Origin of the sequence: Neisseria sp. (genome assembly GCF_030527965.1) — a bacterium.
Classification (GTDB): domain Bacteria; phylum Pseudomonadota; class Gammaproteobacteria; order Burkholderiales; family Neisseriaceae; genus Neisseria.
In genome coordinates this window covers 1-14,816 of the sequence record NZ_JAUMZU010000018.1, presented here as the reverse complement: position 1 = coordinate 14,816, position 14,816 = coordinate 1, and the positions used below count along the sequence as shown (strand labels likewise).

Here is a 14,816-nt window from a genome sequence, read left to right as displayed (position 1 = left end):
AGTTGCTTCATGACAAAAATCCCTCAACCAATAAACGAGCCAACCCCTGTTAAAAAGTCAGGCATCAATCCTGTTCTACTGATGGCGGCAATCGCACTGATTGCTGCCATCATGAGCTATGTATTACCTTCGGGCGAATACCAGCGCAAAAATAAAATGGTGGTTCCCGGCACATATCAAGTGCTCGAAAAAGACTTCTCTTTGAGCAACATACTGGTTTCTCCTGCCGACAAGCCTAAAACAGATGCTAAAAAAACAAACGAGGAAACGGAAAAAATCGAGGCAACGGCGACATCCGGCACGGCACCGCACGTTGCCAAAAAAATAGCGCCGATCAGCATTTCCGGCTTTTTCATGTCGATACCTGAAGGCATTGCCAAACTTTTCGCCCTAGTGGTTATGGTTTTATTTGTCGGCGGCATGTTCGGCATTCTTAACAAAAGCGGCATGGTCGAAGCCTGGTTGCAACGCGTGCTGGCAATAACCGGAAACAACATTTATGTATTGGTGCCCGTGCTGATGTTGATTTTCTCTGCAGGCACAACGTTTCTAGGCTTTTCTAAAGAATATGTACTGATGATTCCCTTGGTTGTGGCCTTATGCAACCAAATGGGCCTATCCAATCTGGTCGGCCTGGCCATCGTTGCGCTCGGCAATCAAATCGGGCATATCGCATCGATTACCAACCCTTACATCCTGCCGGTTGCCCAACCTATGTTGGGTTTGCCCGTATTTAGCGGAATCGGCCTGAGAGTCGCAACTTATGTCATCACTCTATTGATAGGCATCGGCTTCGTGCTGTGGTATATCAAGAAAAACGAACAGCTGCTGCCTGCGCCGACTCAAGCCGACAGCCCCAAACTTTCGTTCCGACATTCCGCCATGCTTTGGATTATGGTTATCGGCATCGGCTTTCTGGTTTATGCCGCCAACCATCTCGGATGAAAAACTACTCAATTATCAGGCTATTATCTGTTTTTAAGCGTATTGGTTACATTATTCAGCGGCTTGAGCGCCAATCAATGTGCCGATGCGTTTATTGAAGGAACGAAAAAAAATGGTGCTGGCCGCCATGCTTATCGGATTGGCCGCTGCAGTGGAAATTATTCTACTAAAAGGGAAAATTCTTGATACCTTGATTTATTATCTGGTCGAATCCATCGGATCACACGGCACTTATTTTTCCGCTTTTTTCGTTTTCATTTCAGAATTATTGCTGGATATTGTAATGCCTTCCGCCGTAGGAAAGGTAGCAGTCAGCATTCCGATTCTGGGCCCGATGGGCGAATTGACTGGCGTGTCGCCGCAAACCACCATATTCGCCTTTCTAATGGGCAACGGCTTGAGCAACATGGTTGTGCCGACCTCCAGCGCATTATTGATTTTCTTAGCAACCGCCGAAGTAGGCTGGAGCAAATGGGCAAAATTTGTCTGGCCGTTGATGCTGATTTTTAGCGTTGTGATGATTTTATTGTTATCATTCAGCGTTTATATCGGTTATTGATTAACCATCATAAAGTCAAAGAATAAAAATGCCTGTCTGAAAATTTTCAGACAGGCATTAAACAACCTACCTCGTTCATTCCCATTAAACCGAATTTCAGGAATACCCAATTATGCAAACAGAAGTCGAACTAAAAATCCTCCATCCCCGTATGACCGAGCAGCTTCCAGCCTACGCAACCCCAGGCTCCGCCGGTTTGGACTTACGAGCCTGCCTCGACGAAGCAGTTACCCTGCAGCCGGGCGACACCTATCTCGTTCCCACCGGTTTGGCCATCCATCTGGGCAGGCCCGACTATGCCGCAGTTCTATTACCTCGTTCAGGCTTGGGCCACAAACACGGCATCGTATTAGGCAATTTGGTCGGATTGATTGATTCGGATTACCAAGGCGAACTCAAGGTTTCAGTATGGAACCGTGGCAAAGAAGCCTTTACCATTCAACCAATGGAACGCATCGCACAAATGGTTATCGTGCCGGTAGTACAAGCGGCATTTAAAATCGTTAACGAATTCGCCGCCAGCGAGCGAGGCGAAGGCGGCTTCGGCAGCACCGGTAAAGCTTAACCTATGGTTTCTACCCGCAAACCAAACAGCTTAATGAGTTGCTCGGTTACGATGATGCAAACAAAAATTTTGCCTCGTAACCCAGCTAAAGCATGTTCAGGCATATAAACAATCAAAAATTCGGCCTTTCAGACAGGCATATGCTTGTCTGAAAGGCCGAAATTCAAAGTTACTGCTTACCGAGCCAACCAAAAGTTACATTCTGTTTCTATCAGGAATAGGTCTCGGTGGTGGCGGAGGCGGCGGGTACGGTCGCTCCCTATTATCCAATCCTTGCTGTTGTCGCTCTTTCAAGCGTTGTTTGGTTACCACTTCGTTATAAAGTTTATTGTTCGTATTCGGCGATAAATGCTGAGCTTCCAATCGATGTTCTCTCAAACGCATGCGATTCTGCCACTGGAAATAATCGCCCCTCCAACCACTAGGATAACGACTATCGTCATAAAAATAAGAATCGGGGTACACCGTACCTACTTCGATACGCGTACCGTAGCTAGTCCCGCTTGACAGTAAACGCGTTGGCGTTCCTACCCATTCAGAATACTCTCTCACCGATCCTTTACCAACCGCCTGACCACCTTCATAAATCACACGGCTATTTGTCGGCAAAACCGGCCTTTCCTCTTCCGCTTGCGCACTAAAACTAAAAACAATAAACAACAGCGCCGCGACCGCCGCAGAGGTTGATTTTACACTCACTTTTAATTTACCTTTTAAATCAATTTTCTATCATTTTACCAAATTTTATCGGCTTTGAGTTAACGCTATGAAGAACGGTTATTTTACACGAGCAATCAATTCATTTCAGATAAGATAAAATCATATTCTCATTAAAAATTAAATATCTTCTAATATGCAAAAATCATACATATTTATACGAATTTCATAAAAAAATATCTAACCATATTGAATATAAACTAGCTATTAATTACAATGCAATACAAATTTTATATTTTATTGACATATTTATCGGCATGATTCTGCCGTTTTTCCAAAGCGAGGTATATGATGAGTAACGATTCTCTGAGGTTACTGCCCGAAGAGCAAATTTCAGGCTGCAACGATGGCTCATGCGACAAAACATGGGTAGACAACAACGGTACCGGCGATAAAAAAATCATTATCGGCACCGACAAAGCCGATGTAATCAACGGCACCCGAATTGACGAAGACATTTCCGGTCGTGCCGGAAACGACATCATCAATGCCTGCTCGGGCGACGACGTATTAGACGGAGAAGCCGGCAACGACACCATGCGCGGCGGCGCAGGTAACGATGTTTATTACGTTGATGCCGCAGGCGACAAAGTCGAAGAAAAAGCCGGCGAAGGTAACGACCATGTTTTCAGCAGCATCAATTACATCTTGCCCGATCACGTTGAAAACGTCCATCTGCTGACCGACAACAATTTAAATGCAACAGGCAACAATCTAGATAACGTTTTACACGGCAACGACGGCCATAACGACTTAAGCGGCGGCGCAGGCAACGATAATCTCTACGGCCATGCCGGAAACGATATTCTCGACGGCGAATCCGGTGCAGATTATATGGCGGGTGGAGAAGGCAACGATACTTATTATGTCGACCAAATCGGCGATACAGTGGTCGAATGCTACGGAGAAGGTACCGACACCGTTTTTACCGCCATCGATTACACCGCCGGCGACAATATTGAAAACCTAACCCTATTAGGCGATAAAGACTTAAACTTAACCGGCAACAGCTTAGACAATCTATTGCACGGCAACGATGGCAACAATATCTTATTAGGTGGCGACGGTTGCGACCAAATTTTCGGACACGATGGCAACGACCTGCTTAACGGCGGCTCTGGAAATGATCTCCTCAACGGCGGTTTCGGCTTCGATACTTATCAATTCGGCAAGGGCGACGGTTGCGACACCATCGTTGATTATGATCCATCCGAAAGCAGCGAAGACCGCATCTCCTTCGGAGAAGGAATTAGCGCATCCGATCTGGAATTATCCCGCTCCGGCAACGACTTAGTAATCAGTCTGCATGATTCTGACGATACTTTGACCGTTAGCCAATGGTTCGACGGGCAAGAATATCAAATTGAAGAATTCTTGTTCAATAGCGGCGAGGCATGGGGGTCCGAGCAAATTCAGCAAGCCACTGAAAGCCTTTATACCTCATTGCCAGCAAGCAGCGATTTGGAAACCATCCAGCAACAGGCCCAAAGCGCCATCGCCTGAAAAACAAGCTCAAACCATCCGAAACGGATGGTTTTTTTGTGCCTTAACCTGCAAGACAATTCTGAATCCTGTTAAAATAACACCCCTTTTCTTAATTTTTCTAGGAACAGCATGATGGCCGATATCAGTTTGAAAAAAATCTATTCCGGCAAAGTCAGAGACCTTTATGAAATAGACGATAAAAGAATATTAATGGTTGCCTCTGATCGCTTGTCTGCATTCGATGTAATTCTTGACGATCCGATTCCCGGAAAAGGAGAAATCCTTACTCAGATTTCCAATTTCTGGTTCAACAAACTCAGCCACATCATGCCCAACCATTTTACCGGTGATACGGTTTACAACGTTTTGCCCGAAGCACAGGCGCGCATTCTAGAAAAACGCGCCGTGGTTGCGCGCAAGCTTACGCCTGTAAAAGTAGAAGCCATCGTACGCGGTTATCTTGCCGGCAGCGGCTGGAAAGATTATCAGAAAAGCGGCTCTGTTTGCGGTATTCCGCTGGCAAAAGGCATGCAGGAAGCCCAGCAATTGCCGGAAGTTATTTTTACCCCTTCTACCAAAGCGGCGGTAGGCTATCACGATGAAAACATCAGTTTTGCAGAATGCGAAAACATCATAGGCAAAGAATTAGCGGCTGAAGTACGCGATAAAGCCATTCGCCTTTACACCGAAGCCGCTGCTTATGCCCAAACGCGCGACATCATTATCTGCGACACCAAATTCGAGTTTGGTCTGGATGAAAACGGCACGCTTACCTTAATGGACGAAGTGCTTACGCCCGATTCCAGCCGTTTCTGGCCTGCCGACCAATATCAAATAGGAACCAATCCACCTTCGTTTGATAAACAATTTATCCGCGATTGGTTGGAACAAAGCGGCTGGAACAAACAAGCGCCTGCGCCGCGCGTTCCTGCCGAAATCATCCAAAAAACCGTCGAAAAATATCAGGAAGCCTTGAAGTTATTAACTCACGATTAATCTTTAAGTACGATTGTTTACTTTTGCGCTAAAAATTTATTTTGAAACAATAAGCAAACCCGCTGAGGTCAAGCGTGATATTCATCAATTTGCAATCACAATTGAAGATGAATGGCATTCCAAGTCGGGTTTTGCTTATTATTGAGCGGATATTTTTCAGATAGGCATTAAAAAATGCCATAGTTCTGTTTATAAAAACATATTTACGCTACAATACACAGCTTTTCAGACAGGCTTTTGAATTAGCCTTAGGGCTTCCGATAATTTAAAAGTCCTATCTGCTATCGATTGAAGCCATTACCATTTACCTTGAAATACCATCCATGCAAAACGTAGATCACATTGCCGCCGCCGGTATTGCCGCCATCGAATCCTCCTCGGATTTCAATACCCTCGAACTCGTAAAAGCCCAATACATGGGAAAAACAGGGGAATTAAACGCCTTATTAAAACAGCTTGGCCAAATGCCGCCGGAAGAACGCAAAACCGTCGGCGCGCACATCAACGAATGCAAAAATCGCTTCCAAACGGCCTACAACGCCAAACACGAAGCATTAAGCGAGGCCAAATTGCAAGCCCAACTGGCAGCCGAAGCCTTAGACGTTACCCTACCGGGCCGCGGCCAGAACTCAGGCGGCCTGCATCCGGTAACCTTAACCTTGCAACGCGTAGTCGAACTTTTTCACAGCATAGGATTCGAGGTGGCCGCCGGCCCTGAAATCGAAGACGACTTCCACAATTTCCAAGCACTGAATATTCCGCAAAACCACCCTGCCCGAGCCATGCAGGATACTTTCTACGTAGAAAACGGCGATGTTTTGCGCACCCATACCTCGCCGATTCAAATCCGCTACATGCTCGACAAAAAGAATCCGCCCATTCGGATTATCGCACCCGGTCGCGTATATCGCGTTGATTCCGACGCCACCCATTCCCCGATGTTTCATCAAGCCGAAGGTTTGTGGGTAGAAGAAGGGGTAACCTTCGCCGATCTGAAAGCCGTGTTTACCGATTTCATCCGCCGCTTCTTCGAGCGGGATGATTTACAAGTCCGCTTCCGCCCTTCATTCTTCCCCTTTACCGAACCTTCCGCCGAAATCGACATCATGGGCGATAATGGTAAATGGCTGGAAGTCGGCGGTTGCGGCATGGTGCATCCCAACGTATTGCAAAACGTAAATATCGATCCTGAACAATATACCGGTTTCGCGTTTGGCATCGGCTTAGACCGCTTCGCCATGCTGCGTTACGGCGTCAACGATTTACGTTTGTTCTTTGATAATGATTTGAATTTTTTAAAACAATTTAAATAAACCATCATATTTCAAACCATTTGAAATCCAAAGCAATCCGAATCCAAGAGACAAAAAATGCAATTTTCTTACCATTGGCTAAAAACACAGGCAAATACCCAACTCTCGTCGAATGACTTTGCACACATGCTAACCATGGCCGGACTTGAAGTCGAAGAAGCTGATCTGGCTGCACCCGCCTTTTCCGGCGTTGTCGTCGCAGAAGTAAAATCCGTTGAAAAACATCCCGATGCCGACCGTTTGAACATTACTCAGGTGGATGCCGGCACGGGCGAAATCATCCAAATTGTTTGCGGCGCACCTAATGTAAAAGCGGGTATCAAAATACCTTGTGCTTTACCGGGTGCCGTCTTGCCCGGCAATTTCAGAATCAAGCCCACCAAAATGCGCGGGCAAACGTCCAACGGCATGTTGTGCTCGGCCAAAGAGCTAGGCCTGTCTGAAAATGCCGACGGGCTGTTGATTTTGCCATCCGATGCACCCATAGGCCAAAATATCCGAGAATATCTGGATTTGGATGACACCGTTTTTACACTAAAAATCACCCCGAATCGTACAGATTGCTTAAGCATAAAAGGTTTGGCTCGTGAGACAGCCGCCCTGACGCAATGTGAAATCACACCCGTAGCCGTTAAATCGGTTCCGGTGCAAAGTGACAAAATTTTTCCTGTCCGTATCGAATCTCCCGCTGATTGCGGCCGTTTTCTAAGCCGTGTTATCGAAGATGTCGATGCCAAAGCCCAAACGCCCGATTGGATGAAACAGCGCTTGGAGCGTAGCGGCATCCGTAGTGTTTCTGCGTTGGTAGACATCGGAAACTATGTCATGCTTGAGCTCGGCCAACCGATGCACGTTTTTGATGCCGACAAATTAAACGGCAAAATCATTATCCGCAAAGCAAAGAGCGGCGAAACGCTCGAATGCCTAAACGAAAAAACCGTATGCCTGTCTGAAAACACATTAGTGGTTGCCGATGAAACAAGAGCATTAAGCATTGCCGGCCTAATGGGTGGTGCAGAAAGCGCCGTGTCAAATGATACGAAAAATATCGTATTGGAATCGGCATGGTTTGCTCCTGCAGCTATAGCAGGAAAATCGCGCCAATATGGCTTCGGTTCAGATTCATCTTTCCGCTTCGAACGCGGCGTAGACTTCGAACTGCAACATGACGCTATCGAGCGCACCAGCGAATTGATACTGCAAATCTGCCAAGGCCGTGCAGGCAAGATAACCGAAGCTTTAGGCAACCTCCCCTGTCGAAAAACCGTAACAGTGCGCAACGAGAGGGTTGAAAAATTATTAGGCCTTGCCATAAACGAAACACGCATTGAGAGCATACTCAACGCGCTTGAATTCCATCCTCAAAAAACCGAAAACGGCTTTACCGTAACCTCGCCGAGTTTCCGTTATGACATTGAAATCGAAGCCGATTTGATTGAAGAAATCGCCCGAGTGTACGGCTACGAAAACATTCCCAGCAATTACACTTCCGGCCAGTTAAGCATGTTGGAGCTGCCTGAAACCCGCCGCTCACGCTTCTCCGTTTATCACCAAATGGCCGCACGCGATTATCAGGAAGTGGTCAGCTATGCCTTCGTAGACGAACAATGGGAGCAAGACTTTGCTCAAAATACCAATCCCATACGCCTGCAGAACCCTCTGGCCGCACAATATAGCGTCATGCGTTCCACCCTCATCGGCGGCTTGGTGGAAATTCTGAAAAACAACTTAAACCGCAAGCAAAACCGCGTACGCATCTTTGAAATTGCCCGCACATTCGCTAAAAACACTGACGGCAACTTCATACAGAATGAACGTATCGGCGGTTTGGCATGCGGCACCGTATTCCCTGAACAATGGGGCGAGAAAAACCGTACAGTCGATTTTTACGATGTCAAAAGCGATATAGAGAATTTGCTTGCCGGTAAAGATATTACATTTGCAAAAGCGGAACATCCTGCGCTTCATCCCGGGCGCACCGCGGAAATCATTTATAATGGCCAAATCATCGGCTTTATCGGTGAAATTCATCCGAAATGGTTGCAGAAATATGATTTGCCGCAAGCCCCGTTGGTATTTGAATTAAATATGGATACTGTATTAGACGCAGCAAAAACCACCTACCAACCGGTTTCCAAATACCAGCCTTCCCGTCGTGATCTGGCCTTCGTACTGCCCGAAAGCGTTTCCCACGATCAGCTGCTTTCCGCTTTACACAACGTAAAAAACCAGTTAATTAAAGAAATCAGCGCGTTCGACGTATATCGAGGCACCGGATTGCCAGAAGGCATGAAAAGCATTGCAGTAAAAGTGATTCTTCAAGACATGGATGCAACGCTTACCGATGAAGTTGTAGAACCGGTCATAGCCGCTTTGATTCAAGCGGCAGAAACAACAAATGCTCGCTTAAGAGTTTAAGCAATTAAGATATTCACTTGAATTTCAAATAAAAACTAGTGATAATCTCACCCTTATCTAAACACAAAGGTAATCAAATGACTTTAACCAAGGCCGAATTAGCCGATATTCTAGTAGAAAAAGTAAGTAACGTATCCAAAAACGATGCGAAAGAAATCGTCGAGCTCTTTTTTGAAGAAATCCGCACTACCTTAGAGCGCGGAGAAGAAATCAAAATTTCCGGCTTCGGCAATTTCCAATTACGAGACAAACCGCAACGGCCCGGCCGCAATCCGAAGACAGGAGAAGAAGTGCCGATTTCCGCCCGTCGTGTCGTTACATTCCATGCAAGCCAGAAATTAAAAGGCATGGTAGAGCATTACTATGACAAACAACACTAACGCCCTTCCTCTCTTGCCTGCCAAACGCTATTTCACATTGACCGAATTATGCGAATTAGTGCAAATTAGCCCAGCTCAATTTGCGGAATGGCAAAATGCAAACGGTGTTGTTATCGGCTACGGAGGCGAATATTATACCCGGCAGGATATCGTCAAGCTGCGCCAGCTTCAAGGTACTTTTGCGCCTTTTATTGATGAATTCAATCACAACGCTTTGGATTACCAAGGCAATCCTGCTGCTGACGCAGAAGAAGTACGAGGTGCATTGGAGGAAATGCTGTCTGGCATAGAGAAAGCCCTTGCCAAGCAGTAATTCTTTTCATATAATCCTTTTCCTTTCCAAGTCGGAGTGTGGCGCAGTCTGGTAGCGCACTTGCATGGGGTGCAAGGGGTCGAAGGTTCGAATCCTTTCACTCCGACCAAAAATTTAAAAATCTCGATTGATAAACTAAGCTTCTGCGATTTTTATACGAAAATTACAACGCCTGTCTGAAAATACTTTCAGACAGGCGTTAATCCTTAAAATCTCAACTTTGAATGATATAAAAATCCCCAGTTGCCACATAAAAAATTAAATTTTCCATTGCCCCGATTGGCAACAACAAAATATAATTACAGGTTCTCAAACAATAAGTTTCCATTTTCGCGCTGCCCGAACGCTTGAAGGCCCTAAATTCAGAAAGCAATCAAACAGCTTTATTTTCACCCTCGCGAAATTCCGCTTCGCGGTACTCGTTTTATTGGAGTATTGCCATGACCACTGCGTCTGCCAACCAAGCCTATCTGCAAATCCAAGGTTTGGTAAAAAAGTTTGGTGACAATTACGCTGTCGATCACATCGACCTCAATATTGAAAAACATGAAATTTTTGCCTTGCTAGGTAGTTCGGGCAGCGGCAAATCGACATTACTGCGTATGCTGGCCGGCATGGAAACGCCGAACGAAGGCAAAATTATTCTTGACGGTCAAGATATTACCCACCTTGCCCCTTACGATCGCCCTATCAACATGATGTTTCAAAGCTATGCTCTGTTCCCTCATATGACAGTTGAGCAGAACATTGCCTTTGGCCTTAAACAAGACAAAATACCCAAAGCTGATATAGCCGAACGTGTAGAGCAGATGTTACGTCTGGTTCAAATGACTAAATTTGCCAAACGCAAACCTCATCAGCTCTCCGGCGGGCAGCAGCAGCGCGTCGCTTTGGCACGCAGTCTTGCCAAGCGCCCCAAAATCTTGCTGCTTGACGAACCTCTGGGTGCATTGGACAAAAAACTGCGCCAACAAACTCAGCTGGAATTAGTCAACACATTAGAAAAAGTTGGAGTAACGTGCATCATGGTTACCCATGACCAAGAAGAAGCCATGACTATGGCCACACGAGTCGCCATTATGTCAGACGGGCAACTCAAACAGGTAGACACACCCAGCAATATCTACGACTTCCCCAATAGCCGCTTTACCGCAGAATTCATCGGCGAAACTAATATTTTCGAAGGTACCGTTGATAAAATGAATGACAACCATGCCTTGGTCAACTGCCCCGAACTGCCGAGCAAAATTTATACCGATCAAAAATTCCAGGGCAGTGAAGGACAGACTATCTGGATTAGCATTCGACCAGAAGATATTGATCTGCATAAAGAAAAACCGGCACACCGCGATACTCACAACTGGGCAAAGGGCGTGGTCAAAGATATCGCCTATCTGGGGAGCTTTGCTATCTATCACGTGCAAATGGAAAACGGACGCATCATTAAAAGCCAAGTTCCCGCACCTTATTGGTATGTGCGCAATTTAACACCGCCAACGTGGGGGGAAGAGGTGTATCTCGACTGGCCTGAAAACCAACCTACCCCGCTGACCAATTAAGGAAATTCCATGTCTATCAACATCAAACGCCGCTTGCGCCCGGGGCGAGGTATTGTCATCGGCATTCCTTATATTTGGCTGCTGGTGCTTTTCTTAATTCCGTTTTTCATTGTGCTCAAAATCAGCTTTGCAGAACAAGAATTAAAAATTCCTCCCTATACCGATCTGTTTCTGAACGACGAAGAAACCGGCAAGCAAATTTTGCACATCGTCTATCAGAATTACCAAGATATTTTTGCCAATTTTCTCAACACGCTTGAGCACATGTTGGGCTTCAGCGGTGTGGAAGGCAGCAATATATATTTGCGCAGCTATTGGCTTTCTTTAAAAACCGCCATTACTACAACACTTGTCTGCCTACTACTGGGCTATCCTATGGCTTACGCTATTGCGCGCGCCAAGCCGAATTATCGGAATACATTGCTTCTAGCCATCATGCTACCCTTCTGGACATCTTTTCTGCTGAGGGTTTATGCATGGATGGGGCTCTTGAGCCAAAACGGCATCATCAATAACCTGTTGATTAAATATGGCATTATTAATGAGCCGTTACAAATGTTTTATAACTCCTTTTCATTGAACCTGGTCATGGTATATGCCTACCTGCCCTTTATGATTCTGCCACTTTATACCCAGTTGGCAAAATTCGATGGCCGCCTTTTGGAAGCCGCTTCCGACTTAGGTGCAGGGCCGATTAAATCATTTTTTACCATCACGTTGCCCTTGTCGAAAACAGGGATTATTGCCGGCTCCATGCTGGTATTCGTGCCGTCGGTAGGTGAATTTGTCATACCCGATTTAGTGGGCAGCTCCGACAATCTGATGATTGGTAAAACGCTTTGGATGACTTTCTTCGATGCCAACAACTGGCCGTTAGCCGCCGCACTGGCTGTCATTATGGTCTTGCTGCTCGTGGTACCCATTGCCTTGTTTCAATACTACGAAAACCGTGAATTAGAAGAAGGAGCCAAACATGGCTAAACAGAAAACATCTTGGTTTCTAAAGATAATGCTGTTTATCGGCTTGGCTTTTCTCTATATTCCGTTGATTGTCTTAGTTATTTATTCATTCAACGATTCCAGATTGGTAACCGTATGGGGCGGATTCTCAACCAAATGGTATGGCCGCCTGCTTAACAACAGTGAAATTTTAGAAGCCGCCTGGTTATCGTTGCGTATTGCTGTCGTTTCTTCCTTCGTTGCCGTTATCCTCGGTACTTTAGCCGGCTATGCGCTTGCGCGTATCAAGCGCTTCCGCGGCAGCACCTTATTTGCGGGGATGGTCTCAGCTCCAATGGTTATGCCAGACGTCATTACCGGTTTATCTCTGCTTTTGTTGATTATCCAAGTGCAAGGCATGATTCAAGGTATCACAGGGGGACAAGCAGAATGGTTGGATCGGGGCTTCTTTACCATATTCCTCGGTCACGCCACCTTGTGTATGGCTTACATTACTGTTGTCATCCGCTCCCGCCTGCTGGAGCTTGACCAGTCGCTGGAAGAAGCAGCAATGGATCTAGGGGCGAGACCGTTAAAAATCTTTTTCATCATCACATTGCCTTTGATTGCCCCCGCCATCATATCCGGCTTTTTACTCGGCATCACCCTCTCACTGGATGATTTGGTTATCACGTCATTCTTATCAGGCCCAGGTTCTTCTACACTGCCCCAAGTGATTTTCTCAAAAATCAAACGAGGCTTGGATCCGCAAATGAACGTACTGGCAACCATCATCATTGCCATCGTAGGCACACTGGTTATCATCATCAACTGGTACATGATGCGCCAAACTACCAAGCGAGAACGGGAAACGGCCGAAGCAGAGCGCCAAGAAAAATTAGCGGTGGAACAAGCCATACATAACTAACCCTCTCCACCTGAAATCAAATGCCTGTCTGAAAGTTTTCAGACAGGCATTCATCTTTCCAGCTTATTCTTTAACAAAATATTCGGGATTCTTTTAAGAAAGATATCACGTGCAATATCACCCTGCTGCTCAACATTATAAGCAAAAAAAGGCTTATCCTTCCGAAGAATGTAGCGATACGGGCTATACCGCTTAAAGCTCAAATAGTAAGCGGTTTGCAGTAATGCACCCCAAAAAAATACATTCACGCCCCGCTGATATTGCAATACATGCGCCATTTCATGGATAAAAATGCCCTGATAGATACTATTTTCTACAGAATAGTCATCTTTATAATGCTTACCAAATACAAAAATACAGCCATTAGGCGCCATAAAAGTTCCTGACGGCTGCCATGGCAAATAAGGACAATTAATAACCGTTACTTTTTGATAATCTATTAAATCGCCATATACGTTTTTTGCCAATGCAACCTCATTTGTAGTCAAGCCTCTTATAATCAACTTGTCTTTTTTCTTCAAAAGCTTATATATCAACCAAGGCAATCTCAACATTTTCTTTTTTATTTCCGAAAAATTATTTTTGATTTCAATACAATAGGAATTTACGGTTCTTTGTTATGGCGCGTATACTTGACAAGTTTTTCAGTTAAATTATAATTCAAAATTCAAATCCCCGATAGCTCAGTCGGTAGAGCGACGGACTGTTAATCCGCAGGTCCCTGGTTCGAGCCCAGGTCGGGGAGCCAAATTTCACAAGCCTAAACAATCGTTTAGGCTTTTCCTTTTTTCGACATTACACCCCCATCAAGCGTTATGCTTATTATGAGACTCAATACGACTGCATAACTTATCAGACATCGTCAAATAAAAATAACTATAGCTAATCAAAGTACAAATAACGCCTCTACTCTAACTGAATAGACCCCATTACATGGCATATTCACTAAAAATCAAACAAAAAGCAATAAATTACTTGAAACACCAAGCATCCAGCCTAGTAATTCAAGCATATGGTTTCTCATTAGGCATATTTATCGCTGACTAAAACTTAAAAAATAAGATAATTACCAGTGAAAGCCCCTAACATACAAATCCACCGTAACCCTATAACCTACTTGAATAAATTTCTCTTTAATCCCTTTTAACATCTCACATTAAATATCTAAACTACTAAAATAAGTTGCTTTAAAATTAGAAATATTATCTATGTCAACTTCAATATATATTTGTGTTTCTACCCTTCTAATAAATCCTTTTGTGTAAAAAAGATAAGCCGCAGTCATTTTTTTGTCTTCTCTTAAAAATCTAGTACTATAGTTATTATCATTAAGTTGTTGTATTAATAAATTTATATTCATATCAGAAGGGATTTGTCCCTTATAAAATCGTGTTACGTCTACACCATTTTCATATCCAAGGAACTTAGGTGCCGGAATATCATGGTATATTGAATCGGCTATATCTCTGAACACATATCTATTGATAGAACTTACTTTATCTGACTCATTTTTGATTGTAGAGTTATCAGAACAAGACCATAAAGAACAAGAAATAAAAAATAAGCAATTATTTTCAAAGAAACAGATCTGCCCAAGTTTAACATGCTAGAAAATTCCATCTTCAGTTGATGACTAGATAATTATTGGGGCTGTCCTAGATAACTAGTACAAATCATGCTTTACTAATTGTTTTAAAAT

14 protein-coding genes and 2 tRNA genes are annotated in these 14,816 nt (G+C 44.6%); 14 read left to right on the top strand and 2 right to left on the bottom strand.

Going from position 1 to position 14,816, the window contains the following annotated elements; all coding sequences use genetic code 11:
- Nucleotides 1-9: 9 nt before the first annotated feature.
- The 3 genes from Q4A84_RS08820 to dut all read left to right on the top strand — a co-directional run bounded on the left by Q4A84_RS08820 (nucleotide 10) and on the right by dut (nucleotide 2,069).
- Nucleotides 10-945 carry a hypothetical protein gene (locus Q4A84_RS08820; RefSeq protein WP_303088558.1) on the top strand — a complete coding sequence of 312 codons (936 nt, stop codon included), beginning with the start codon at nucleotides 10-12 and terminating at the stop codon, nucleotides 943-945.
- An 85-nt stretch (nucleotides 946-1,030) separates the two neighbouring features.
- The gene (locus Q4A84_RS08815; RefSeq protein WP_303088557.1) at nucleotides 1,031-1,504 is read left to right on the top strand and encodes a hypothetical protein; all 474 of its coding nucleotides are present in this window, start codon (nucleotides 1,031-1,033) and stop codon (nucleotides 1,502-1,504) included.
- Nucleotides 1,505-1,616: 112 nt separating this feature from the next.
- Nucleotides 1,617-2,069: a dUTP diphosphatase gene (gene dut / locus Q4A84_RS08810; RefSeq protein WP_303088556.1), complete on the top strand. Its 453-nt coding sequence runs from the start codon at nucleotides 1,617-1,619 to the stop codon at nucleotides 2,067-2,069.
- A 195-nt stretch (nucleotides 2,070-2,264) separates the two neighbouring features.
- Here the strand turns inward: dut and Q4A84_RS08805 are convergent, their stop codons facing one another.
- Complete coding sequence (locus Q4A84_RS08805) at nucleotides 2,265-2,678, bottom strand: hypothetical protein (protein ID WP_303088555.1); 414 nt, start codon at nucleotides 2,676-2,678, stop codon at nucleotides 2,265-2,267.
- A gap of 396 nt (nucleotides 2,679-3,074) precedes the next feature.
- Between Q4A84_RS08805 and Q4A84_RS08800 the strand changes: the two genes are divergently transcribed.
- The 10 genes from Q4A84_RS08800 to Q4A84_RS08755 all read left to right on the top strand — a co-directional run bounded on the left by Q4A84_RS08800 (nucleotide 3,075) and on the right by Q4A84_RS08755 (nucleotide 13,117).
- The gene (locus Q4A84_RS08800) at nucleotides 3,075-4,289 is read left to right on the top strand and encodes a calcium-binding protein (protein ID WP_303088554.1); all 1,215 of its coding nucleotides are present in this window, start codon (nucleotides 3,075-3,077) and stop codon (nucleotides 4,287-4,289) included.
- Between the two features lie 114 nt (nucleotides 4,290-4,403).
- On the top strand, nucleotides 4,404-5,267 hold the full coding sequence (locus Q4A84_RS08795) for a phosphoribosylaminoimidazolesuccinocarboxamide synthase (RefSeq protein ID WP_303088600.1): 864 nt from the start codon (nucleotides 4,404-4,406) through the stop codon (nucleotides 5,265-5,267).
- 323 nt (nucleotides 5,268-5,590) lie between these two features.
- On the top strand, nucleotides 5,591-6,580 hold the full coding sequence (gene pheS, locus Q4A84_RS08790) for a phenylalanine--tRNA ligase subunit alpha (protein ID WP_303088553.1): 990 nt from the start codon (nucleotides 5,591-5,593) through the stop codon (nucleotides 6,578-6,580).
- Between the two features lie 57 nt (nucleotides 6,581-6,637).
- Nucleotides 6,638-8,998 carry a phenylalanine--tRNA ligase subunit beta gene (gene pheT / locus Q4A84_RS08785; RefSeq protein ID WP_303088552.1) on the top strand — a complete coding sequence of 787 codons (2,361 nt, stop codon included), beginning with the start codon at nucleotides 6,638-6,640 and terminating at the stop codon, nucleotides 8,996-8,998.
- Between the two features lie 77 nt (nucleotides 8,999-9,075).
- Nucleotides 9,076-9,378, top strand: coding sequence for an integration host factor subunit alpha (locus tag Q4A84_RS08780; RefSeq protein ID WP_303088551.1), 303 nt, complete (start codon nucleotides 9,076-9,078; stop codon nucleotides 9,376-9,378).
- The gene (locus Q4A84_RS08775; protein WP_303088550.1) at nucleotides 9,362-9,691 is read left to right on the top strand and encodes a hypothetical protein; all 330 of its coding nucleotides are present in this window, start codon (nucleotides 9,362-9,364) and stop codon (nucleotides 9,689-9,691) included. Before Q4A84_RS08780 ends, Q4A84_RS08775 begins: the two co-directional genes overlap by 17 nt.
- A gap of 32 nt (nucleotides 9,692-9,723) precedes the next feature.
- Nucleotides 9,724-9,800 (top strand) — tRNA-Pro (locus tag Q4A84_RS08770).
- A gap of 325 nt (nucleotides 9,801-10,125) precedes the next feature.
- Nucleotides 10,126-11,250: an ABC transporter ATP-binding protein gene (gene potA, locus Q4A84_RS08765; RefSeq protein WP_303088599.1), complete on the top strand. Its 1,125-nt coding sequence runs from the start codon at nucleotides 10,126-10,128 to the stop codon at nucleotides 11,248-11,250.
- A 9-nt stretch (nucleotides 11,251-11,259) separates the two neighbouring features.
- On the top strand, nucleotides 11,260-12,231 hold the full coding sequence (locus Q4A84_RS08760; protein ID WP_303088549.1) for an ABC transporter permease subunit: 972 nt from the start codon (nucleotides 11,260-11,262) through the stop codon (nucleotides 12,229-12,231).
- Nucleotides 12,224-13,117 (top strand): ABC transporter permease subunit, encoded by an 894-nt coding sequence (locus tag Q4A84_RS08755; protein ID WP_303088548.1) that lies wholly within the window; start codon nucleotides 12,224-12,226, stop codon nucleotides 13,115-13,117. Before Q4A84_RS08760 ends, Q4A84_RS08755 begins: the two co-directional genes overlap by 8 nt.
- A 50-nt stretch (nucleotides 13,118-13,167) precedes the next feature.
- On the opposite strand, the gene Q4A84_RS08750 is transcribed toward Q4A84_RS08755, so the two are convergent.
- Complete coding sequence (locus tag Q4A84_RS08750) at nucleotides 13,168-13,671, bottom strand: hypothetical protein (RefSeq protein WP_303088547.1); 504 nt, start codon at nucleotides 13,669-13,671, stop codon at nucleotides 13,168-13,170.
- Between the two features lie 118 nt (nucleotides 13,672-13,789).
- On the opposite strand from Q4A84_RS08750, the gene Q4A84_RS08745 reads away from it, so the two are divergent.
- Nucleotides 13,790-13,865 (top strand) — tRNA-Asn (locus Q4A84_RS08745).
- Nucleotides 13,866-14,816: the final 951 nt, after the last annotated feature.

Excerpts from the sequence above, each read along its gene's own strand:
- Q4A84_RS08780 (WP_303088551.1), top strand. The coding sequence starts at position 9,076 with ATGACTTTAACCAAGGCCGAATTAGCCGATATTCTAGTAGAAAAAGTA.
- Q4A84_RS08795 (WP_303088600.1), top strand. The coding sequence starts at position 4,404 with ATGGCCGATATCAGTTTGAAAAAAATCTATTCCGGCAAAGTCAGAGAC.
- pheT (WP_303088552.1), top strand. The coding sequence starts at position 6,638 with ATGCAATTTTCTTACCATTGGCTAAAAACACAGGCAAATACCCAACTC.
- Q4A84_RS08750 (WP_303088547.1), bottom strand. The coding sequence starts at position 13,671 with ATGTTGAGATTGCCTTGGTTGATATATAAGCTTTTGAAGAAAAAAGAC.
- Q4A84_RS08815 (WP_303088557.1), top strand. The coding sequence starts at position 1,031 with ATGCGTTTATTGAAGGAACGAAAAAAAATGGTGCTGGCCGCCATGCTT.
- dut (WP_303088556.1), top strand. The coding sequence starts at position 1,617 with ATGCAAACAGAAGTCGAACTAAAAATCCTCCATCCCCGTATGACCGAG.
- Q4A84_RS08800 (WP_303088554.1), top strand. The coding sequence starts at position 3,075 with ATGATGAGTAACGATTCTCTGAGGTTACTGCCCGAAGAGCAAATTTCA.
- Q4A84_RS08775 (WP_303088550.1), top strand. The coding sequence starts at position 9,362 with ATGACAAACAACACTAACGCCCTTCCTCTCTTGCCTGCCAAACGCTAT.
- Q4A84_RS08820 (WP_303088558.1), top strand. The coding sequence starts at position 10 with ATGACAAAAATCCCTCAACCAATAAACGAGCCAACCCCTGTTAAAAAG.
- Q4A84_RS08755 (WP_303088548.1), top strand. The coding sequence starts at position 12,224 with ATGGCTAAACAGAAAACATCTTGGTTTCTAAAGATAATGCTGTTTATC.
- pheS (WP_303088553.1), top strand. The coding sequence starts at position 5,591 with ATGCAAAACGTAGATCACATTGCCGCCGCCGGTATTGCCGCCATCGAA.
- Q4A84_RS08760 (WP_303088549.1), top strand. The coding sequence starts at position 11,260 with ATGTCTATCAACATCAAACGCCGCTTGCGCCCGGGGCGAGGTATTGTC.